A 22,650-nucleotide genomic window follows, 5' to 3' on the forward strand; every position below is an offset into this window, starting at 1 on the left:
TTAACCGATTCTTAAACCGTTTTCCATTTTATGATTGGGCGACAATAAGGAGATGAAATTTTCATTGCCAACTACGCCTAAAATCAAGCATTCACTCATGAAATTGGCAATTTGTTTGGGAGGAAAATTTACAACAGCAATAATTTGTTTTCCAATTAAATCAGAAGGCGCATAAAGTTTTGTTATTTGTGCGGAAGATTTTTTAATTCCGAATTCACCAAAATCAATCGTGACTTTATACGCAGGAATTTTAGCTTCTTGAAAAACTTCTGCATGGACAATGGTTCCAACACGCATTTCAACTTTAGTGAAATCGGAAAAATTTATTGTTGACATAATTAATTTTTGTTACAACGTTTTACTTTTTACTTATCCCTAACTTTTACTTCAACCGCTCTAAAACCCCTTTCCGTTTGACAATATTTTTATAATCCCATTGAATGATTTTCGATTTTTCAATCCAACGTTTTACATCTGCTTCATTAATTTGAGAAACTGAATTGTAACGAATTGAAGCATCTTTAAATTTACCAGTTCCGATTTTCAATTCCTCTTCTTCAAAACTCGCACCACTCCAAAACATTAATCGAACACAATCTTTTAGTTTATCATAACCCACAATCGGATTGCCATCTAAAAACCAAACTGGATGAGCATGCCAAACTTTATTCTCCGCTTCTGGAAAGTATTTCATTAGTATCTCACACAAAAGAGTACATATTAAATAATCTTCTCCTATTTTCGAATTATTATACTTTATGATGTCTGGATGCATATTTTAAGATTAAAAAATTAATATAAATCTAAAGTACAAAATAATTTTCAAGACTTTCTAATTAATATTTGAATGAAATATATAGATAAATAATTTATGAAAACATCAAAAAACTAATTCAAATAAATTTTAATTCTATATTTTATTTTATTTATAATTTTATTTTCTAAAATATTAACTTTTAGTAAATTATAATATTAATAAATTTTTAAAAAACACTATTTTTATTAAGTTTGCAGCCAACACAATAACTACAACATTTTGAAAACAATTTGCATTGCTGGTGGCGGTATTTCCGGACTATACAGCGCTTTACAATTAAGTAAACAAGATTACAACATTATCGTTTTAGAAGCTTCAAAAAAGCATTGGGGTGGAAGAATTGAAACAACCGTTTTAGAAGATTTCGTAACAGAATGGGGACCAATGCGTTTTGAAACAAAATTGCAACCAAAATTTGGTAAACTTATAGATGATTTAAAAATTGAATTGGTTCCTTTTACGGGTCCGAAAGCCAATCCTTCTCAATATCCACAATACGATTTACCTTTACGTGAACAAAATTTAAATTCTTTAGATTTATTACGCAGAGGAATCTTATTAATGATGGGTAAAAACCCAAATAATCCATTAGATTTTGGATGTCAAATTTGGATTGATAGTTTAACCGAAGACGATTTCAGAACCATGAGAAAAGAAGCTACATTAAATGGTAAATTAATGTGGAAAATGGGATTTTGGAATGCCTTAAGTGAAGATGGAATTTTATCGCATCAAGCCTTAATGAAGATTAGAGATACTGGAACTTTTTATCATATGATTCCAGATAATTTAAATGCAATTGAATGGGTAATTTGGTGGTTAAGAGCCTTTAAAACAGATGGTCAAATATTAGCAACAATTAAAAATGGTTCTGATGAAATTACCAAACAACTTTTGTTTCAACTAGAACAAAAACCAAACGTTACGCTATGTATTGATTCGAAAGTGACTCATTTTACTACCGCATTAGATGAAAAAATAGATATCACTTACACGAATCAAAACCAAGAAAAAAAGTTACTAGCAGATCATTTGATATTAGCTATGCCGCAATTTCCTTTGAAAAAATTAGCACACTGCTTGCCTTCAACTGTACAAGATCATTTAGACAGTGTAAATGGATTTGCCATGACAAAAGTCTTTTTTATCTTGAACGAACCTTGGTGGGAATACAATCAATCACCACAAGCTAGAGCGAATCGAATGCCAACTCGTGAAATTCATTATTTTAGAAGATCGAAAACAAATGATAAAGACGGTTATGGTATGATTTTATTATATACCGATAAACCAGCAACAGAATTTTGGAATTATTATATTGAAAACAGAAACAAACATGAGTTTGCGGAAATCAATAATAACGAAGAAATTAAACAGCAGTTTGCCAATTTTATGTCGAAAGACATTTTCCGTTCTTTACAAGGAAATGAAGCGATGTCGACCACTGGTTTACAATTAACCAAAGAAGCGCTTTTAAAATATTCAAACATGACCTTAGATGAAATCAAAGTTGATGTTGAAAAATCTATTGTTTCTTATGGAATTAGAGATTGGTCGTGCGCTCCATATGGAGCTGGAAATCATTGTTGGCGACCTGGAGTAAAATCGTGGGAAGTTCAAGAATTATTTAAAGCGTTTTCACTACCAAATTCAAAATCTAAAAATGTTCATATTATAGGAGAAGCATATTCCGATTATACAGGATTTATTGAAGGTTCCATCAATTCTTCCGATTGGGCTCTTGAAGTTATCACTCAGCAAAAAATGGAGATCAATTTCATATAATACAAACAAAAAAACCTAACAAATCTTATGTTAGGTTTTTTTTAATTCAAAAGCAAAAGTTTTAATACTCTTCCATTACTATTTTAATAGGCAAATTATAATAAACTGACACATTTTTATCATTATGTTTAGCAGGACAAAAAACTGTTGAATTAGCAAAACTTTTAAATCCTTTATAAGCCACTAAATCATATTTTAACTCACCACTACATCTTAAAAAATTATCAAAAATTACATTTCCTTCACTATCTATTACAAAACGGATAATTACTGAAATATTAAAGCCATATTCGAAATCAGAAAGATATTTTTGAATATGTTGAACTACTTTATTTCTTATAAAATTTGCCGAACAATTAATTTCATCTTTTGTAGACAAATTTAAATTCTTACAAGTATCATGTAAAGGCATTAGCATTTCATTTCCACTTACTAATCGCTGACACACATCTGTTGGAATGACATCAACATCTTCAGGTTTTTTTACATTTTGGAATTTTGTTTTAAGTAGTTTAAAACGTGATACATAATTTGCATTTATAAGTGAATCAGTTTTGAAAATTTTCTTATAAATTTTAGCTTGATCTTTTTGATTTTTATCATAATAAAATTTATTATACAATTCTCCTTTTGTTTTATTTAAAAGATTTAATTCTTGAATAGCACGATCATAATATGCAATATTTTCAATATTTGAAATTTCAATTACAGAATCATTTTCTTTAAGTTTTGCACTTTCTGTAAAAAAGTCTAAAGTGATTTTTTCTTGATCTAGGTATTTTTGAAAACAAACTTTTATATCCTCATTCTTTATTTCTTTAAGAATTGAATCATCAGTTTGAGACCATGCAAAAAAGGGTACAATAAAAAGTAAAAATTGTAAATAAAAAGATTTCATTTTTTAAATAAGTAGGTATTAAATTTGAAAACCAAAGATATAAAAAAACCTAGTTTCACAATTAAAACTAGGTTTTTTATTACAATTAACTATATTAAATTAAAAAATCATTCTTGATTTCTAAAAACCAATTGATTATCGAAACAATCAATCAGTACAACTGCATCAGTTTTTATATTTCCAGCTAAAATTTCTTTCGATAATTTATTCAACACTTCACGCTGAATCACTCTTTTAACTGGTCGAGCTCCAAATTCTGGCTCATATCCTTTTTGAGCTAAATACTCAATAGCTTCATCGGTAGCCGACATTGAAATGTGTTGATGTTCTAACATTTTGAAAACCGATTTCAATTGTAACCCTACAATTTGTTTAATATTTGCACTAGTTAAAGGTGTAAACATTACAATATCATCAATTCTATTAATAAATTCTGGTCGAACGGTTTGTTTCAATAAACCCAAAACCTCAACTTTTGCTAATTCCATAGCGGTTTCCACGCTTCCTTTCAAGTTTTCAAACTTTTCTTGAATGATATGACTTCCCATGTTTGAAGTCATGATAATAATAGTGTTTTTGAAATCAGCTAAACGACCTTTGTTATCAGTCAACCTACCTTCATCCAATACTTGTAATAAGATGTTAAACGTATCCGGATGTGCTTTTTCAATTTCATCTAACAAAATTACCGAATAAGGTCTTCTTCTCACCGCTTCCGTTAATTGTCCGCCTTCGTCATAACCCACATATCCTGGAGGTGCACCAACTAATCGACTCACACTATGACGTTCTTGATATTCACTCATATCAATTCGAGTCATCGCATTTTCATCATCAAAAAGATAATCCGCCAACGCTTTAGCCAATTCCGTTTTACCAACACCCGTTGTGCCTAAAAACAAGAATGTTCCCAACGGTTTTTTCATGTCTTGTAAACCAGCGCGACTTCTTCTTACTGCATCCGAAATGGCTTCAATGGCTTCTTCTTGTCCAACTACTCTTTTATGTAATTCGTCTTCTAAATTCAGTAATTTTTCACGTTCGCTTTGCAACATTTTAGTAACAGGAATTCCTGTCCATTTTGCTACAACCTCAGCGATATCTTCATTCGTTACTTCTTCTTTTATTAATGATTTTTCGCTTTGTTTCTCTAATAATTCTACTTGTAATTCATCTAATTTCTTTTGTGTTTCGATGATTTTACCGTAACGAATTTCAGCAACTTTTCCGTATTCTGCTTCACGTTCTGCACGTTCTGCTTCTAGTTTAAAATCTTCAATTTCTTGTTTGTAATTCTGAATTGCATCCACAATGTCTTTTTCCGATTTCCATTTCGCATAGATTTCATTGCGTTGCTCTTTTAATTCAGACAATTCAATATTTAAAATCTTTAATTTCGATTCGTCATTTTCACGTTTAATCGCTTCAATTTCAATTTCTAACTGCATGATTTTTCTATCCAAAACATCTAATTCTTCAGGTTTCGAATTGATTTCCATACGCAATTTAGAAGCAGCCTCATCCATTAAATCGATGGCTTTATCTGGTAAAAATCGGTTCGTAATATAACGTTGCGACAATTCTACCGCTGCAATAATCGCATCATCTTTAATTCGAACTTTGTGATGTGCTTCATATTTTTCCTTAATACCACGTAAAATTGAAATCGCACTTTCTGTATCAGGTTCATCTACTGTTACTTTTTGAAAACGACGTTCTAGTGCTTTATCTTTTTCAAAATATTTTTGATATTCATCTAAAGTAGTGGCACCAATAGCACGTAATTCGCCTCGAGCTAATGCCGGTTTTAATATGTTTGCTGCATCCATTGCTCCTTCTCCACCACCAGCACCAACCAGCGTATGAATTTCATCAATAAAAAGAATGATATCACCTTCGGCAGACGTTACTTCTTTTACGACAGCTTTCAATCGTTCTTCAAATTCACCTTTGTATTTCGCACCTGCAATAAGCGCACCCATATCTAAAGAATAAACGATTTTATCTTTTAAATTTTCAGGAACATCTCCATCTACAATTCTGTGTGCTAAACCTTCTGCAATAGCCGTTTTACCAACACCTGGTTCACCTACTAACATTGGGTTGTTTTTGGTTCTTCTCGTTAAGATTTGTAATACTCTACGAATTTCTTCATCACGTCCAATAACTGGGTCTAACTTTCCATTTTGTGCTAATTCGTTTAAGTTTTTACCATACTTACTTAACGCATTATACGTTTCTTCTGCAGATGATGATGTCACTCTTTCTCCTTTTCTAAGTTCGGTAATTGCAGCTACTAAATCTTTTTCCGTTACACCTTGATCTTTTAAAATTTGTGCGACTTTACTTTTCGATTTGAAAATTCCTAGTATGATATGTTCGATTGAAACAAAATCATCATTCATTTTCTTTGCGATAATTGAGGCTTCATTTAAAGCTGTTGAAGCTTCACGTGATAACATAATATCAGTTCCCGAAACTTTTGGAAAACTTTGAATCGTACTATCTAATATTTTTTGAAACAATTCGATATTAACATTTACTTTTTTCAAAATAAATGGCGTAACCGTAGTGTCCACTTCTAAAATGGCTTTAAATATATGTTCGTTCTCCAACTGTTGTTGTCCAAAACTTTGTGCAATTTGCTGTGCTTGTTGCAATGCTTCTTGCGATTTTATGGTTAAATTATTCAAGTTCATATTTTTTTAACGTTTGTTGTTTATTAGTTATTGTTAAGTTGCTTACTTTTGATGTGAAATAGACAATTTATGTTCCAAGCTTAATTTTAAGACAAAATGTCTGTTTTTAACGAAATTTCAATCATAAATCAAGACAAAATGTCTTATTAAATGACAAAATATGAGTTTTTTAAAGAATATATTTGGAGACAACCAATCAGAAAACAATCAACAGGAAAATGAAAATAAAAAGTTTTTCGATTTAAACAAGATTGATCAATTAAACGAAATTGATGCAATTTCTCAAACCAAACCAGTCGTAATTTTCAAACACAGCACACGTTGTTTTATCAGTCGAACTGCTTTAAAACAATTTGAAAATGAGTTTGATTTTCCTGAAGGCAAAATCGATTGGCATTTATTGGATTTATTAAACTATAGAGATATTTCAAACGAAATTGCTCACAGATATAGTGTAACCCATCAATCGCCACAAATACTAGTGATACGAAACGGAAAAGCGGTTTTTAACGAATCACATGATGGTATTTCAGCAGAAGATTTAAAACAGTTTGTATAAAACAAAAAAGCACTTTCGATTTCTCAAAAGTGCTTTTTTTTATACCTAACTTAACTATTTTATTTCTTGACAATTTGTTTTACAAATTCTTGTCCGTCAACCACTACTCTCACAAAGTAAGACGCAGAAGGCAATTGCGACATATCAATAATTCTTTCCGAATCTAAAGTTGCTTCTTTAATTAGTCGCCCATTCATATCCAAAATCATATAATCAATATTTCTAACATCTGAATTATTGATTTCTAAATTCAGAATTCCATTTGTTGGATTAGGATAAAACGATATTGAAATTATTTCTTTCACCTCATTATTCTCTGAAATTTTCGCACCAGAACAATTTGTTGCAGTTACCGATAAAGTTCCATTAGAATTATTTAATGTTCCAGCCGAATTTTTAGCTTTTACATAATACGTATAAGTCGAACCTGCAGTAATTAAATAAGTATTCAAAAACGAAGTTCCTGTTATATCTGAAGCATATAAATTACCGTTTCTATAAATATCATAAGATGTTGCATTAGTTGAAGCGGTCCAAGTTAAATTAATAGCACTAGAAGTTCCGCTGCATGTTGGAATTGCCGACAAAGTAAACGAACCTGGCGCACACATAATTGCAGTTGCCGAAACCGTTCCATTTGAATTGGCTAACGTTCCTATGTTATTTTTAGCAATCATAGAATAAGTATATGCCGTTCCAACATTTACATAAGTATTTAAAAATTGCGTACCAGTAACATCTGAAGCATATAAACTACCATTTCTATAAATGTCATATGATGTAGCATTTGCAGATGCCGTCCAAGTTAAGTTTATTCTACTTGTTGTTCCATTACATTCAGCAGTTGCAGAAATTGTAAATGTACCTGGTGCAGAACAATTTACAGCCACAACCGTTTGTGTACCGTTTGAATTTGTAGTTTGAGTTGCTGTTGTATTTTTAGCTTTTACATAATACGAATAAGAAGTACCCGCTGTAACTACTGTATTTGTATAAGTTGTTCCTGAAACACTACTAGCATATAAAGCTCCATTTCTATAAACATCATATGATGTAGCATTTGCTGAAGCTGTCCAAGTCAATCTATTTCTTGTTGATGTTCCACTACATTCTGGAGTTACAGTTAAGGTAAACGCACCAGGAATTGGATTACAATCTAAAGCTGTAACAGATAATGTTCCATTAGAATTAGTAGTTTGAGTTGTTCCTGCATTTTTAGCCTTTACAGAATAAGTATAAGCTGTCCCTACTGTTACTGCTGTATTTGTATAAGTAGTACCCGTTAAACCAGAAGCATAAACAGTTCCATTTCTATATAAATCATAAGAAGTTGCATTTGAAGAAGCCGTCCATGTTAATTTTATTTGTGAAGTAGTACCATTACATTCAGGAGTTGTAGTTAACGTAAATGCTCCTGGTGCAGGTGTAGTTGCACATGTTAAATTCAAATCAGCTTTTAAAGAATTAAAATAAGATAAAGCAAAAGTATCTCTCCAAGTTGAACTAGTTAATTTAGTTGCATCAGAAGAATCCACAAAACCAATTTCATTTAAACATCCTGTTGCAGAAGAATATCTTAACACTCCTAAATGATATGCTAAGAAAGTATTATCTTCTACACATCTTCTATTATTCCAAGAACCATTAGCTGACATATCTACTTGTATTTTCTGAGCAAAAGCAACATCAGGAGGCGTATTAGTGTCATCTTGAGTACAATAAAAAGTTTCTGTTCCTGTTCCTCCTCCTGCATTACAATGAATACTCAATAAACGATCTGCATTCCAATTATTAGCCATTTGTCCGCGTTGCGTTACTGAAATCCAACTATTTAAATTAGTTGTTCTAGTCATTTGTACCGTCCATGTACAACTATTCTGAATTAAAGTACGTGTACGCAATCCAACTTCTAAAGCGGTTTCTATTTCAGTTGCAGTTCTGCCATCTGGATTGTCTGAAGTAGTTGCTCCATAACCATGACCTGGATCTATTACTATTACTTGCGACTGTACGTTTACTGTAAACAATACTGCCATTATAATTTTAAATATATTTTTCATTGGAATTAGAATTTTAGAGTAGCTGTATAAATTGCTCCTGTTTTATCATCAGTAAAAAGAACTTGGTTTTTACCCATAAAACTTGGAAACATTTCTAACAAAACTTCAGTATTAGATACTTTTTTAGATGTTAATGCAATTGTATCGAATAAATACAATTCAGAATTCGTAACATTATGTCCGTCTTCACTAGTGTCTAAAAATCCAATGATATGTTGATTGTCTGATGACCAAGAAGTAGCTAAGCCAGTTCCTATTTTCTGACCTTTACCATTTCCATTCACTTCATATACATATATATCTGCTCCTTTATGAACGGCTACTTTTTTCCCGTCTGGAGATAAAAGTGCATTATAATATTGTCCTTCCTCTGAAGTAATTACCCAACTTCTTTTTGAAATTAAATCTTTAGCTTCAATTTTAAGAGTAGTCATGTTTGTATATACCACAATCTGAGTTGTAGCGTTTTTTTCTTTTCCATGATAAGATGATAACATGTTAATATCAATATCAGGCATTAAAGTTGTAGTTCTTGATGTTAATGAATAACTATAGACTTTAGAATCTAAAAAATATTCCTTTTGTTCTTTCTGTTTGAAATAAACCATTTCATTATTGTTATCCCACGAATATCCATAACCACTTCCGTCCTTATCAGAAATTTGAGTAATTTCATTAGACGTAAGATTTAAAACATAAACTCCTTTAAAATGATGTCCGGTTAATAAAACCAACTTTCCGTTAGGAGAAACAATAGGGTTCGTGTAGAATCCATCAACATCTACACGGTTCATTTTTTCTATTTTTTGAGAAAAAACAGAATGGCTATTTACAATAACCAAAATAAATAGTAAAATTTTTTTCATACTCGGTTTTTTATAGATTATTCAATAAAAATAACATAATTAATTAAAAATCAAACTTTTGTAAGAACAATTATACAAAAAAAGCGCATTTGAAATACAAATGCGCTTTAAATTATGTTTAATTTTAGAATAATTTATCTTCTAAATCTATTTCCTGTAATGATAGCTTTTAGCTTTGCTTTTAAGTCTTCCCCAGAATCATATACCATTTGTTCATTTGTTGGAAATGGCACTGCTCTTCTATCGAAATATTGAAAATAACTTTCATCACAAGCACGTTTATCTCCATTATAATTTGCATAAATATATTCGAAAACAAACTCACTAGATAAAGGATAAGCATCAATTAATTGTTTAGAATTTAAATCGTGGTATTCTACTTTTGCAGTTGTTTGAACCGATTTAAATTGGGTAAACTCATAAATACTTGCTGTTATTGTTTTCATAACATCTACAACCATTGGCTTTCCATCAGAATCTTTTACTTGCACTCCATTAGAATCTAATAATGGTTTTGTACCATCTTTAATTTGTTTTTCTTTTACAAATTGTCTTTCACGAACTTGTTCTGGAGAGATTTTAATTTCTCTAAAGTTTACTATCATTGCATAATCGTAAACAATCTCTTTTTGCTTTTTATTATGATATACCGTCCATTTATCATTTATTCCATAAGTACTAAAATCCAACATATCGTCTTGTAAACGAGTTGGAATTACCATTTGCGTATCATTTTTTGTAGAAACTAAAACAAAATCAGTACCTCTAAATTGAGCTTGATCCATTAAATCTCTAACATCTTTATAATTAGGATTTAATTTATCTAAATACGCTAAATCATCAAACGCTTCACGAATAACTAATTTATTTCTAGAAGAAAGTAACTTTTTTGCATTTTCATATAAGTAAACTGATAAATCAGATTTACTAGCTATAATTTGATTTGAATAATCATCAAAAGGAAAAATAGCATTTCTATTTTCGTTGATTAAACGTAAAGGCAAAACACCTCTAATTCTATCTTGACGATTATGCAATTGATTGTATAAATTATAGATACGCTCTAAATTAGCAGGATTTTTTTCTTTTATCAATAAAGACAAATCATTTAAATCACGTTCTTTAGCTTTAGCAAATGCTTCTTCTAACAGATACACGTAATCTTGATTTCCTTTTGAATTTTTGTTTGTTCTCAATCCTTCTAAAGCTCTGTTGATTGCGCCATCATAATCGCCGTTACTCAACATGCTTTGCGTATTTCTAACACCACAAGAACTTAAAATAGCTAAAAATGCAATAAGTAAAATTTTCTTCATAAATATAATTTGTTTGGTTTAAAAAGTGTTTGGCAAAAAACTTGCCAAACACTTTATATATTTTAAAATTTTAAATCAATTGCCGGAAGTAACTTACTTGAAACTTCTCCGAAACCAATTCTAACATCGTTATTCTGACAATATCCTCTGATAATAACTGTATCGTTATCATTAATAAATTTACGTTCAGAACCATCTTTCATTTGAATAGGTTTCTGACCACCCCAAGTTAATTCTAACATCGAACCAAATGAATCTTCAGTTGGACCAGAAATCGTTCCACTTCCCATCATATCACCAGAATTTACTCTACATCCGTTAATAGTATGGTGCGCCAATTGTTGACTCATAGTCCAATACATATATTTAAAATTAGAGTTTGATACAATCGTTTCTTCTTTGTTTTCAGGCTGAATAGCTACTTGTAAGTTAATATCATACGCATGCTTTCCTGTTTGTTGTAAATATGGAAGCGGCGTTGGATTTTGTTCTGGAGATTCACATTTAAATGGCTCTAAAGCATCTAATGTTACAATCCATGGAGAAATAGATGAAGCAAAGTTTTTCGCTAAGAATGGTCCTAGTGGCACATATTCCCATTTTTGAATATCACGAGCCGACCAATCGTTAAATAATACCATTCCGAAAATATATTCTTCAGCATCTTTTACAGAAACAGGTTCACCCATTAAGTTAGCATCAGTTGTAATAAAAGCCGTTTCTAATTCGAAATCTACTAATCGTGAAGGTCCGAAAACTGGTTGTGTTTCACCATTTGGTAACGTTTGTCCATATGGTCTATGAACTGGAATACCACTTGGCACAATAGTTGAACTTCTTCCATGGTAACCTACTGGAATGTGTAACCAGTTTGGTAATAATGCATTTTCTGGATCACGGAACATTTTTCCAACATTGGTAGCATGTTCTTTACTACTATAAAAATCTGTATAATCACCAATTTGAACTGGTAATAACATTTCAACTTCGTCAATATCAAAAATGACTATTTCTTTATGTGCAGCATTATCTCTTAATTTCGGATTAGAATCCATGAAAATATCAGACAATCTATTTCTAACTAAACGCCATGTTTTCTTTCCGTCAGAAATGAAATCATTTAACGAATCTTGCATAAACATATCATCTGTTAAATCAATTCCTTCAAAATATCCTAATTGTTGTAAAGCACCCATATCGATAGCATAATCACCGATTCTAGTTCCTATGGTAATTACATCTTCTTTCGTAATAAATACTCCAAAAGGAATATTTTGTATTGGGAAATCACTATCATTTTTAACTTCTAACCAAGATTTTCTACTTGGATCATTGGCAAAATTTGGCATATCTATGTGTTGTTTATTTTGTAATTATTAAATTCGCAATCAAAAATAAGGTATACATTCCATTTACCAAACATTTTTTGTATTTTTGGGGAAAATTTAATAAAAAAATTAAAATGCAACGCGACGAACAAATTTTCGAACTAATCTTAGACGAACAAGACAGACAAATTCACGGTATTGAACTAATTGCTTCTGAAAACTTTGTAAGCGACCAAGTAATGGAAGCTGCAGGTTCATGTTTAACTAATAAATATGCTGAAGGATATCCAGGAAAAAGATATTATGGAGGTTGTGAAGTTGTTGATATTGTAGAACAAATTGCAATTGATAGAGCTAAAGCTTTATTTGGAGCTGAATATGTAAACGTTCAACCACATTCTGGTTCTCAAGCTAATACAGCAGTTTTTGCAGCTTGTTTAAAACCTGGAGATAAAATTTTAGGATTTGATTTGTCTCATGGTGGACATTTAACACATGGTTCTCCAGTTAACTTTTCAGGAAAATTATACAGCCCAGTTTTTTATGGTGTAGATAAAGAAACAGGAGTTTTAAATTATGATAAAATTCAAGAAATCGCTACACAAGAACAACCAAAATTAATCATTGCTGGAGCTTCTGCATATTCTAGAGACATGGATTTCAAACGCTTCAGAGAAATTGCTGATTCGGTTGGAGCTTTATTAATGGCCGATATTTCACATCCAGCTGGTTTAATTGCAAAAGGATTAATGAATGACCCAATTCCTCATTGTCACATTGTAACTACAACTACTCATAAAACGTTACGTGGACCAAGAGGCGGAATGATCATGATGGGTAAAGATTTTGAAAATCCTTGGGGATTAACAACTCCAAAAGGAGAAATCAGAATGATGAGTCATGTTTTAGATATGTCTGTATTCCCTGGAAATCAAGGTGGACCATTAATGCATATCATTGCTGCTAAAGCGGTTGCATTTGGAGAATGTTTATCTGATGAATTCTTTAGATATGCGTTACAAGTTCAAAAAAATGCTAAAGCTATGGCTGAAGCTTTTAACAAAAGAGGTTATAACATTATCTCTGGCGGAACGGATAACCACATGATGTTAATCGATTTAAGAAATAAAAACATTTCAGGTAAAGAAGCTGAAAACGCATTAGTAAAAGCTGAAATTACTGTTAACAAAAATATGGTTCCATTTGATGATAAATCGCCATTTGTAACTTCAGGTATTCGTGTTGGAACTCCAGCTATTACTACACGTGGAATGGTTGAAGACGATATGGAAACTATTGTTGCTTTAATTGACAAAGTTTTAATGAATCATACTAATGAAGACGTTTTAGAACAAGTTGCTGAAGAAGTAAACGAATTAATGGGTGAAAGAGCCATGTTTGTTTTCTAAAATAATCATAAGAATTAATAAAATAAAGGTATTGTGATTATTCATGATACCTTTTTTTAAGATATAACTTTTCAAATATTAAATTAAAAATGTCAATTTTAAGATTACAATTACCTACCGATCCACGATGGGCAAATATAGTTGAAGAAAACTTAGAAGATATTTTAAGTGATCATGCTTGGTGCGAACAAAAAGCTGCTACTAATGCTATCATGTTGATCATTAACAATGCTGAAAAAGAAGATTTAGTTACTGAAATGACAGCTATTTCTATTGAAGAAATGCAACATTTTCAAATGGTACACCACATCATCAAAGAACGTGGTTACGAGTTTCTAAGAGAACGAAAAGATGACTATGTAAACGAATTAGCTAAGTTTATGAAAAAGTCATCAGACGGAAGCAGAGAATGTGGTTTAATTGAGCGTTTATTATTTGCTGCGATGATTGAAGCTAGAAGTTGTGAACGATTTAAAGTTTTATCTGAAAATTTAAAAGATGAAGAATTGGCTAAGTTTTACAGAGATTTAATGGAAAGTGAAGCCGCACATTATACTACTTTCATCAATTTAGCTCGAAAATATGCAGAAACCATTGATGTTGAAAAACGTTGGAAAGCTTGGTTAGAATATGAAGCAAGTGTTATTGCTAAATACGGTGAAGGCACAACGGTTCATGGATAATAAATTTAAAAGCATCAAATTATTGATGCTTTTTTTATTCTCAACAGTACGTTTACTTCGATTTTATTCTAAGTAAATTAAGTACCAAAACATTTTTCCTGTCACACAATGATTGGCTTCGCCCATCCTGCAAAGCTCCGCTTTGAAAACCAAAAGGCATAAAAAAAACGATCAAGTAAACTTGTCGTTTTTTTTATGCCTTTTGGCTTATTCGTGACCTCGACAGGGTCGTAACTTTAAGCCTTCACTCCACAAATTTACTACATTTTTCTATATTGTAAATTATTCAAGGGGAATAATTAGGGGAAAACTAATTGAATATCATTTTTTTCTTTTTATTACAATTAAAATATTTTTTAATAAAAACAGCATTAGATATTAAAAAATATTTGCACGTATTCTTTTTACTTTTTCATATCGCTCTTGATGGACATTTTCTATAAAATCAAAAATATTCATTTGCCAATTTCTATCGTGGAATGGAGCTATAAATATAATAGGGATATTATTTTTTTGATAAATCAAACTTCTTCTCTCGTAATCTGATAAATGAGGATTCCCCATAACTTCGATGTAAATACCTAATTCTGGTAAATAAAAATCAGGTGCGAAAATTCTAGGTCTATTTGCATTATCAGATAAAAATACTGGTTGCTCATAAATCCAAAATACACGCATTTGTTTTAAATAATCACAAACCAATAATTCGGCTTCTGACATATCATCATAAACTTGATACATAAATTTCAGTTTAATTACACATCATCAAACTCTTCAATAATATTTTTAGCTTCTATTGGATTTCCAAGGCTTACTAAAGTTTCAATAATTGTAGCTGGTGGAATTCTATCTTTTGTTTTGAAAGCTAATAAATATAATAAGGCTTCTGATGATAAAAGAATAAATCTTTTTATATCCGTGTTCCAAGTAATTTCATTAATAAAACTATCAAAGTTAGATTTGAACGAATTACTAACTATTATAAATCCAATTTTTTTATAACCCTCTTTTTGTAGTTTTGGACAATAATGGTTAATATATTCTTTTATAGCTCTATCATCAATTCCTAAACTGTAGCCATTAGAGTAGGCTTTGGCATCTACAAGAAAAGCCGTATTTTCTTCTCTATGTCTTAAAATTGCATCAGGATTTCTACCACTTCCTTGCCCTAGAGTTTCTACTTCAAAATCCAATTGTTTAAATATTTCAGCAACCAACTTTTCGTAAGCACTTCCTTTAGAAGATGCTGATTTATCAGTTTCGCTTCCTAATTCAATTAGTTTAGACACTTTAGGTATTAAATAATCTGACAGCTCGAAAGAGGCATTTACAGCGATTATTTTTTCTTTTTCTAACTCTACCTCCACAATAGGTTTGTTTTCCTTTTTAGTTGGTGTAGAAATAGTTTTGTTTGGATTTCCTTTAAAATTCCAAAAAGCGTGTTCGGCATCCCAATTCGATTTTTCTTTACCTGTGTAAGCTTTTAGAACATCTTTTATTTCCTCATTTAAAGCATAAAAATATCGGTAGGCTTCAACTTGGTTTTCAGTTTCTTTCCAAAGTCCTAATTCTATATATGCATTAATTAAAGAAGTGTAAAGAATTGGGTATTTACTTTCATCTTGTATTTGCCAAAAATAGGATAGAAAATACGATACAGAACCTGGATTTGGAACCTTTCTTTTATCTTTCGCTTTGTTGTAAATTAAAGAGCAATGTTTTTCTAATACTTCTATTTTAGACAATGCATTCTCTAAAGTCTTTGGAATAGAAATACATTCTTTCAAAAGAGCTGTCAAACTTTCAATATTCGATTCGTTATTTTTTACTAACTGATTAAAAAACATTTGCCCTTTCGTAGCTGTAAAACCCCAAAGATTATTTCTTTTATTATAGCTATCTACATTTGTTTTAAACTCATAAATATTAGAATTACCATTTTGAAAATCCTTGATAAATTTTTTGAGTTCTACAATAGCTAATCGTCTTGCATCATCAATATTAACTAACTCATTACCTTTAGTGTCTAAAACAGTACGATTAGTTTGAATGTAATTATCCCAGATTTTATGAATTTGATGAATTTTATCTTCAACTACCATTTATTCATTTTTTAATTTTAAATCTTTTTTTTGTTTTGAAATTTTAGTTGTTACTTCTTCTTTGTGTAAAACCTCAGTTCCATCAATTATACTTTTAAGTTTTTCAATTAAAACCCGAAAACCTTTTAAATCTTCTTTAGTGTATGATTCTAAATGCTTAGCTAATTCATCTTTAATAATTTGTCTCAAATCTTTAGGAAAACTTTTGAATGTCCCACTAACACTTTCAATGTAATTTTTAGCAACCTCATTTTTTTTATCAATAGAAAAGTAATCTTCGATTAAAAAGTCTGTTTCAATGTGTGCATCAGTTTTTGGTAGCATTAATAAAATTAAATTGTCTTTTACATATGTTCTATTATCTGTCCGACCTCCAGTAAACTTTATACAAGATTTCATCCCTCCTTTTTCAGAACCTAAACCTGCTTCATCTCTATCAAACAATATAATAACTTTTTTATCATATGGTAAACATTTTATTAATTCATCAATAAACTCTTTAACATTTCCAGCACCACCATATGGCAAAATATCAATGTCTAATTCTCCTTTTTGAGTTAAAGCATTTATTGCTGTTTTTATATAGGTAACATCACCCTTACCTTCAACTAACAAAAGTGGTTTTTTAGAACTTATTGCTATAGTTGCTGACATTATTGTAAACTCACCATTTGTTAAATTTTCTAATGCTTCCATTTTTGCTAAATAGATTGCTTCTAAACCTTTGGTTTCATTAGTCTTAATTATTCGAACATTTTCATCTTTTATAGAATGCAATATTTTAGGGGAATGAGTTGTAAAAATGGTAAAATGATTGGGCTGATTTATAATTTCAATTATTTCTTTTTTCCGTTCAATATGGATATGTGAATCAGGTTCATCTAAAAGAATTAATGTTTGCTCATCAGCTAATAAATGTAAAATACAGTTTATCAGTATTAATTTTTTTTCACCTTCACTTAATTTTGCAACATCAATTCCATTAAAACTAACATTGGATTTAAGAATAATTTTTTCTGTATAAATTTTAGCTTTTTCATTTTTTACAGGCATTCCTGCAATAAAAAGATTATAAAACAATCGTCTTACTAAAGCTTTATTGTCTAGTGCATCTGGGTTGATAGAGTTTATTTGGTTTAAAACTAATTTTCCATTTGAATCTAATTGAAGTTTTATCAATTCTTCAATAAATAAGATTGCTTTGTTTTTAGGATAAGTTTTTATATTATCATCCTTAAAATTAAATGAAATCGTTACTTTATCTGGATCAATTTTTAATACTTCTTTTATAAAGGATTTTACTTGTGGTTTATCAGAAGACAAAAGTGCTATTAATGCATAATCCCAAACATATTTATTAATGTATAGCATTTCGGGTGCGGATTCTGTAGATGATTTAATATCCCTAAAAAATGCTGAATAAGAAGAAAAATATATTTCCTCCCACATCCTTAATTCCTCACCACTATAAGATGTAATGACATTAGATGGTAAATATTGAAAATGATTTTCTCTTTTTATTCTTTTTTTAACTGTCATTACATCATTTTCTACCTTAATTATATCTCCATTTAATTCATAAACAATTTCATATTGAAATGGAGTAGATGTTTTTTGATATAGGTTAGAAAATATAATACTGATAGCTTCTAACACATTGCTTTTTCCACTGCCGTTTAAGCCGATAAGGGCAACATAATTGGTGCATTTTGAGAAATCAAAACTGGCTTTGGTTTTATCTTTTAGGTTTTTATAACCTTGAATTTGTAAACTATGTATTTTCATTAATTGCGTTTAAAAATTTGGTATTCAAAATCAAGTAAGGCATTTTCTTGCAATTCAATGCACCTTTTATTTAAATCAAAAACAGCTTTTCTAATTTCTTTTATGTAATTGACAATTTGTTTTTGTTTTTCAAGACTATTTGGTAGTGGGATTTTTATTTCTAATAATTTATTTTGTGAAATTGATGGCATTATAGTACCTGTATTTTTTTCAACGTACTGTTGTTTTACAAAGTCTGAAAGATTAATTTCACTTAGATACTCTCCATCTACAACTGTACTATCAAGCCTTATTATAAATACTTCTGATGAAGCACAATATTTTTTATTTTCTTTAATAAAAATTGAGTTGCCAACCGTACCTTTCCTTGTGATTAATAAAGTGTTTTCATTTATTAAGTCATTACTTCTATAAGAGTTAATAAATTTAGTATTAGAATCATCAATGTAATTATGTTTAATATCAGCTACTTTTAAAAACCTAATACCTTTTGATGCATAATTTCTGGCAGGTATACCATTGTAAAGATTTGTAAAAAGGTTACTATATTCAACAAGTGGATATTGACTATTTAAAGTAACTTTTTCATTTAAAATATATTCTGCATCCCATCTATATAAATCTTTGAATTTAGTAAAATGCAAACCTTGTTTTTTGCTACCAATATTGGATTTACCAATGCCTAATTCTCCCATTAAATATTTCTCAATCTCAGACTCTTTCTCTTTTGCTTTGATTTTTGCTGCTTCTGCTTCGGCTATTTTATGATTATATTCTTCAACTAACTTTTTTTGAGTCACAGCGTTGGGTAAGTTTCTTTTTTCAGCATCTTTATCATCTAATGGTGGTAAAGGAATTTCTACAGCCAAAAACAAATCTTCTTGTAAATAATGTCTATTAGTTGTACCTGTACTGCTGTTTTCGCAAAACTTAATAAACTCTGGAGTAGTTGTAATTAGTGCTAAATAATGAGGATTGATTAAGGAATAATCCACATCAAAAGCCCAAAAGTTACCTGTAATTATTGCTTCATCCACTTCATTGGTTACTACACCAAATGCACCATTTCGGGCATCAATTTTAGAAACTAAAAACTGACCCTCTTTTATTGTAAATTGATTTTTTGTACCAATTTTTTCGCCTACTTCAATATCTCTAAGAAATACACCTCCATTGTTGGTTTTAATAGTAACCCTTTTATATTTTGCACCATTCTTTATTTCGATGGTTCTTTTATTTCTTTTCAAAAAAGTACCAATTGCAACTAATGGAAAATCTTGGTTGTATGAAAAGGTGTCTTCTGATAAATATTGTACACTCCAATTGTATAACTTGGAGAATTGTACAAATTCAATATTGGGCATTGTAGCTGTCATTAAAATTCAATTGTTACGGTTTCGTTTTGGTTTTTAATACGTTCTATTTTCCCTGTTTTACTGTTCCATTTATACTCAAAAACTGGTTTTATCTCTTTCCAAAGATTGTTTGAGATTCGATAAGGTGTATATTGTTTAAGTATATCATTCAACTCATTATCGGTAACTGCTCCTGTGCTACTTATCCCTGCTTTTTCAACAGTTGCTATAGGAATGTCATAATCAAACTTTTCTTTTACAATAGTTCGTATCTCTACTTCCATTGCATCTTCAATTTTTTTCTTTTTAGCTCTCAGTTCTTTTTTAATTTCGGCATCAGGTGAATTATTACCTCTTAATGTCAATTTACTTTCTATTTCATTTAATTCAGTCTGATATTTTGATTTTACTTTTGATGTGGCTTCTTTGGAATATTTTTTCCACATATTAGCTTCTTCGTTTGTAAATTTTTTAAGGAAAACCAAGCTTGATTTTACGGTAGCTCCACTTTTCATAAATACATCTTGCGGTATGGAAGTAATCAATATAATTTTAGAGGTGCTTTCAAAATACTGTCTTACTTTACCTAAATTCTGTGTGTTCAATACACCTTCAGGTAATACAATTCCTAATCTACCTCCAGGTTTCAACAAATTGATACATCTTTCTATAAATAGTACTTCAGTTAAACCACTCATACCTTTTCTACCAATATGGAGGGTATCTAATACAGGCTTTCCTTTCGATAATTCTTCATCAAATTCTAATTGTTGCATAGCTTTTGAATAGACTTCTTCTCCATACATTTTTTTATATTTTGCTATTCTATTTTCATCAATCAGTTGATCCGCTTTAGTTATAAGTAAAGATTTTTCAACTCTCGCGCCAAAAGGGGGATTCGTTAAAATAACATCGAAACGGTTTTCAAAAATTCCATTAATATTTAATAAGCCATCTCTGTGATGTACACCACCATGTCCATCACCGTGCATAATCATATTCATTTTGGCTGTTCTAGCCATTCTAGGATTAGCATCCGTACCAAAAATGCAAGTAGCAGAAAGTTTTTCAAGTCGTGAAATGAATTTATTATTTTCTCTTGCTTGTTCCTGTTCAGTACTTTTACGAATTTGTGTTTCGTAGCCTAGTTTATGAATAATTTCGTTTGAAATTTCCTTTAATTTTTCTTGCTCTTTCTCAGTTGCATTTTCGGCTATTTCGTCAAAAGCTTTATTCACTTTTTCCTTTTCTTTTTTAATATCCTGTTCTATTTTATCCCTAACATATTCAAATGCTTTAATTAAAAAACCACCCGAACCGCAACAAGGGTCACAAATAATCTCATCTTCCTGAGGGTCTAATACATCAACTATAAAATCAACAACAGTTCTAGGTGTAAAAAATTGTCCTAATTCACCTCTAAAAGTACCACCTAAAAATTGTTCAAAAGCTATTCCTTTTACATCATCACTTGTAGTAGACAAATTGTATTTCTGTAATTTTTTTACAATTTCCTTAAAAGATGCTTCTTTAATTTTTATTTTTTCATTTTTATCGAAAAGTTCATCCTCTTCAAATTCGTCTTTTGTTAATTCAAACCAGTAATCCATATATGGAATATCATCCTTAGGACCATTTCGTTTAATATTAACAGGTCTAATATTTTTTTCGTAATTAGCTTCTTGTTTTTCAAATTGTTTTAGAGTAAAAATATTTTCTTCATCAGGATTTCTTTCATACCTAATTTTCATGAATAAAATTTTACTTATCTCATCAAATGCAGCTTCTGGCGAAAGTTTATCATTATTTCTAATTACATTATGACATTGAAACAGCAATTTTGAAAATTCATCTCTTTCAAAAGCTTTGGTTTGTTCTAATAATTTTTTTATTTTATCATCATTATTAGCATCTTTTGCAAAAGGTATATCTAAAATTTCTTCACTTAAAGTTTTTGGCGTTACATCAAGATTTACTTTAAAAATTTTGGTTTCTTTTTCATTAGTAGTAACAAAGAAAGGGGCGTTAGCGAAACGAGCATAGTTTTGACCTTGATAATAATCTTCGCTCTTAATTTCTATATATTCAGCTTTACATTCTACAACTATTATTGGGTTTTTACTATTCTTTTTATCAGCTTTACTTCTCCATATCACAATATCAGCACTTGCTCTACCTGTACCTCTTTTAGCACCAGTTAATTTTACTTCTTGTGCCATTTGTTCTAATTCATAACCATAAGTATTAACTAATTTGACAATATACTTTTGTCTTATTTCCTCTTCAGGAGTTTTAATTAATTCTTTTCCTTTTAAAGGAGCAAATATTTTATTCCCGTTTATTTGAAGTTCTAATGCCATTTTATTTTTTCTTGATTGTATTTGAAATCGATTTTAATACTTTTTCTACATTCGCTTGATCTTTTACTAAATTAAGTACCTGATCGGCTAACCAAACTGTTGTTAATTCATCAATACTAGTTTTTAAGATTTTAGCAAGAATGGGGATTTGTTCTTTTTTAGCCTTTCGTTCTCCTCTTTCAATTTTACTATACAAGGGAGTGTCAATATTTAGAGCATTAGCTAAATGCTTCTGAAATAAATTATTTTTTACACGAAGTTCTTTTACTTTATTACCAAACTGATTTGACATAGTACAAAATTTGACTTGTCAAATATCGTTAAACAATTCCATTAATACAAGATATAGTAGGGCGTTTAGTATAATTCAATAAAAACTTAAAATGAAAAGCCCCAAAAGATGTTTAATCTAATGGGGCTGAACTAAAATTAATTTTATATCTATGAATTAAAAAACGATTTGTTTTCTCATATATCAAATAACTCTTTTTAATCATTTTAACCAATTATTATTTTTTTAAAAAATAGAATTGGTTTTTTATTTAATTAAATCATAGAATCAAATAAAAAGACCAAAATCAAAACAAATTAAAAACAAATCGGCAGTTAATTTATTATGTCCTTGTTA

The 22,650-nt window shown here is 30.1% G+C and carries 18 protein-coding genes; 4 read left to right on the forward strand and 14 right to left on the reverse strand.

Annotated features, from left to right (window positions below):
* The gene (locus BMY86_RS09505; protein ID WP_091468229.1) at positions 1–336 is read right to left on the reverse strand and encodes a tRNA-binding protein; all 336 of its coding nucleotides are present in this window, start codon (positions 334–336) and stop codon (positions 1–3) included.
* A 46-nt stretch (positions 337–382) separates the two neighbouring features.
* Positions 383–775: a DUF1801 domain-containing protein gene (locus tag BMY86_RS09510; protein WP_091468233.1), complete on the reverse strand. Its 393-nt coding sequence runs from the start codon at positions 773–775 to the stop codon at positions 383–385.
* 261 nt (positions 776–1,036) lie between these two features.
* Here BMY86_RS09510 and BMY86_RS09515 point away from each other — a divergent pair, with 261 nt between their 5' ends.
* Positions 1,037–2,602 carry an FAD-dependent oxidoreductase gene (locus BMY86_RS09515; protein WP_177177159.1) on the forward strand — a complete coding sequence of 522 codons (1,566 nt, stop codon included), beginning with the start codon at positions 1,037–1,039 and terminating at the stop codon, positions 2,600–2,602.
* A 61-nt stretch (positions 2,603–2,663) separates the two neighbouring features.
* Here BMY86_RS09515 and BMY86_RS09520 read toward each other — a convergent pair whose 3' ends face one another.
* Positions 2,664–3,500 (reverse strand): hypothetical protein, encoded by an 837-nt coding sequence (locus BMY86_RS09520; RefSeq protein WP_091468238.1) that lies wholly within the window; start codon positions 3,498–3,500, stop codon positions 2,664–2,666.
* A gap of 107 nt (positions 3,501–3,607) precedes the next feature.
* Positions 3,608–6,199, reverse strand: coding sequence for an ATP-dependent chaperone ClpB (clpB, locus tag BMY86_RS09525; protein ID WP_091468242.1), 2,592 nt, complete (start codon positions 6,197–6,199; stop codon positions 3,608–3,610).
* 160 nt (positions 6,200–6,359) lie between these two features.
* Here clpB and ytxJ point away from each other — a divergent pair, with 160 nt between their 5' ends.
* Positions 6,360–6,758 (forward strand): bacillithiol system redox-active protein YtxJ, encoded by a 399-nt coding sequence (gene ytxJ, locus BMY86_RS09530; protein WP_091468245.1) that lies wholly within the window; start codon positions 6,360–6,362, stop codon positions 6,756–6,758.
* 59 nt (positions 6,759–6,817) lie between these two features.
* Here the strand turns inward: ytxJ and BMY86_RS09535 are convergent, their stop codons facing one another.
* The 4 genes from BMY86_RS09535 to fahA form a co-directional block, all read right to left on the reverse strand.
* Positions 6,818–8,818, reverse strand: a complete 2,001-nt coding sequence (locus tag BMY86_RS09535) for an N-acetylmuramoyl-L-alanine amidase (protein WP_091468248.1) — start codon at positions 8,816–8,818, stop codon at positions 6,818–6,820.
* Positions 8,819–8,823: 5 nt separating this feature from the next.
* The gene (locus tag BMY86_RS09540; RefSeq protein ID WP_091468252.1) at positions 8,824–9,684 is read right to left on the reverse strand and encodes a TolB family protein; all 861 of its coding nucleotides are present in this window, start codon (positions 9,682–9,684) and stop codon (positions 8,824–8,826) included.
* Positions 9,685–9,818: 134 nt separating this feature from the next.
* Positions 9,819–11,000 (reverse strand): hypothetical protein, encoded by a 1,182-nt coding sequence (locus BMY86_RS09545; RefSeq protein ID WP_091468255.1) that lies wholly within the window; start codon positions 10,998–11,000, stop codon positions 9,819–9,821.
* Between the two features lie 62 nt (positions 11,001–11,062).
* Positions 11,063–12,349 (reverse strand): fumarylacetoacetase, encoded by a 1,287-nt coding sequence (gene fahA, locus BMY86_RS09550; protein WP_091468257.1) that lies wholly within the window; start codon positions 12,347–12,349, stop codon positions 11,063–11,065.
* A gap of 113 nt (positions 12,350–12,462) precedes the next feature.
* On the opposite strand from fahA, the gene glyA reads away from it, so the two are divergent.
* Positions 12,463–13,737, forward strand: coding sequence for a serine hydroxymethyltransferase (gene glyA, locus BMY86_RS09555; RefSeq protein ID WP_091468260.1), 1,275 nt, complete (start codon positions 12,463–12,465; stop codon positions 13,735–13,737).
* A 95-nt stretch (positions 13,738–13,832) separates the two neighbouring features.
* Positions 13,833–14,420, forward strand: a complete 588-nt coding sequence (gene miaE / locus BMY86_RS09560; RefSeq protein WP_091468697.1) for a MiaE family protein — start codon at positions 13,833–13,835, stop codon at positions 14,418–14,420.
* Between the two features lie 378 nt (positions 14,421–14,798).
* Here the strand turns inward: miaE and BMY86_RS09565 are convergent, their stop codons facing one another.
* From BMY86_RS09565 to BMY86_RS09590, 6 genes are all read right to left on the reverse strand, one after another.
* Positions 14,799–15,140 (reverse strand): hypothetical protein, encoded by a 342-nt coding sequence (locus BMY86_RS09565; protein WP_143065636.1) that lies wholly within the window; start codon positions 15,138–15,140, stop codon positions 14,799–14,801.
* Between the two features lie 35 nt (positions 15,141–15,175).
* Complete coding sequence (locus BMY86_RS13180) at positions 15,176–16,522, reverse strand: restriction endonuclease FokI C-terminal domain-containing protein (protein ID WP_245745644.1); 1,347 nt, start codon at positions 16,520–16,522, stop codon at positions 15,176–15,178.
* Entirely contained in the window at positions 16,523–18,307 is a 1,785-nt protein-coding gene (locus BMY86_RS09575; RefSeq protein WP_091468266.1) for an ATP-dependent nuclease, read from the reverse strand.
* Complete coding sequence (locus tag BMY86_RS09580; protein WP_177177160.1) at positions 18,307–19,554, reverse strand: restriction endonuclease subunit S; 1,248 nt, start codon at positions 19,552–19,554, stop codon at positions 18,307–18,309. The genes BMY86_RS09575 and BMY86_RS09580 overlap by 1 nt, the downstream gene beginning before the upstream one ends.
* Positions 19,555–19,682: 128 nt before the next feature.
* Positions 19,683–22,022: an N-6 DNA methylase gene (locus tag BMY86_RS09585; protein ID WP_091468274.1), complete on the reverse strand. Its 2,340-nt coding sequence runs from the start codon at positions 22,020–22,022 to the stop codon at positions 19,683–19,685.
* Position 22,023: 1 nt separating this feature from the next.
* A complete protein-coding gene (locus BMY86_RS09590) occupies positions 22,024–22,314 on the reverse strand; it encodes a helix-turn-helix transcriptional regulator (RefSeq protein ID WP_091468277.1) in 291 nt (96 codons plus the stop codon).
* Between the last annotated feature and the right edge of the window lie 336 nt (positions 22,315–22,650).

It is taken from the genome of Flavobacterium urocaniciphilum (assembly GCF_900110615.1).
Taxonomy (GTDB): Bacteria; Bacteroidota; Bacteroidia; order Flavobacteriales; family Flavobacteriaceae; genus Flavobacterium; species Flavobacterium urocaniciphilum.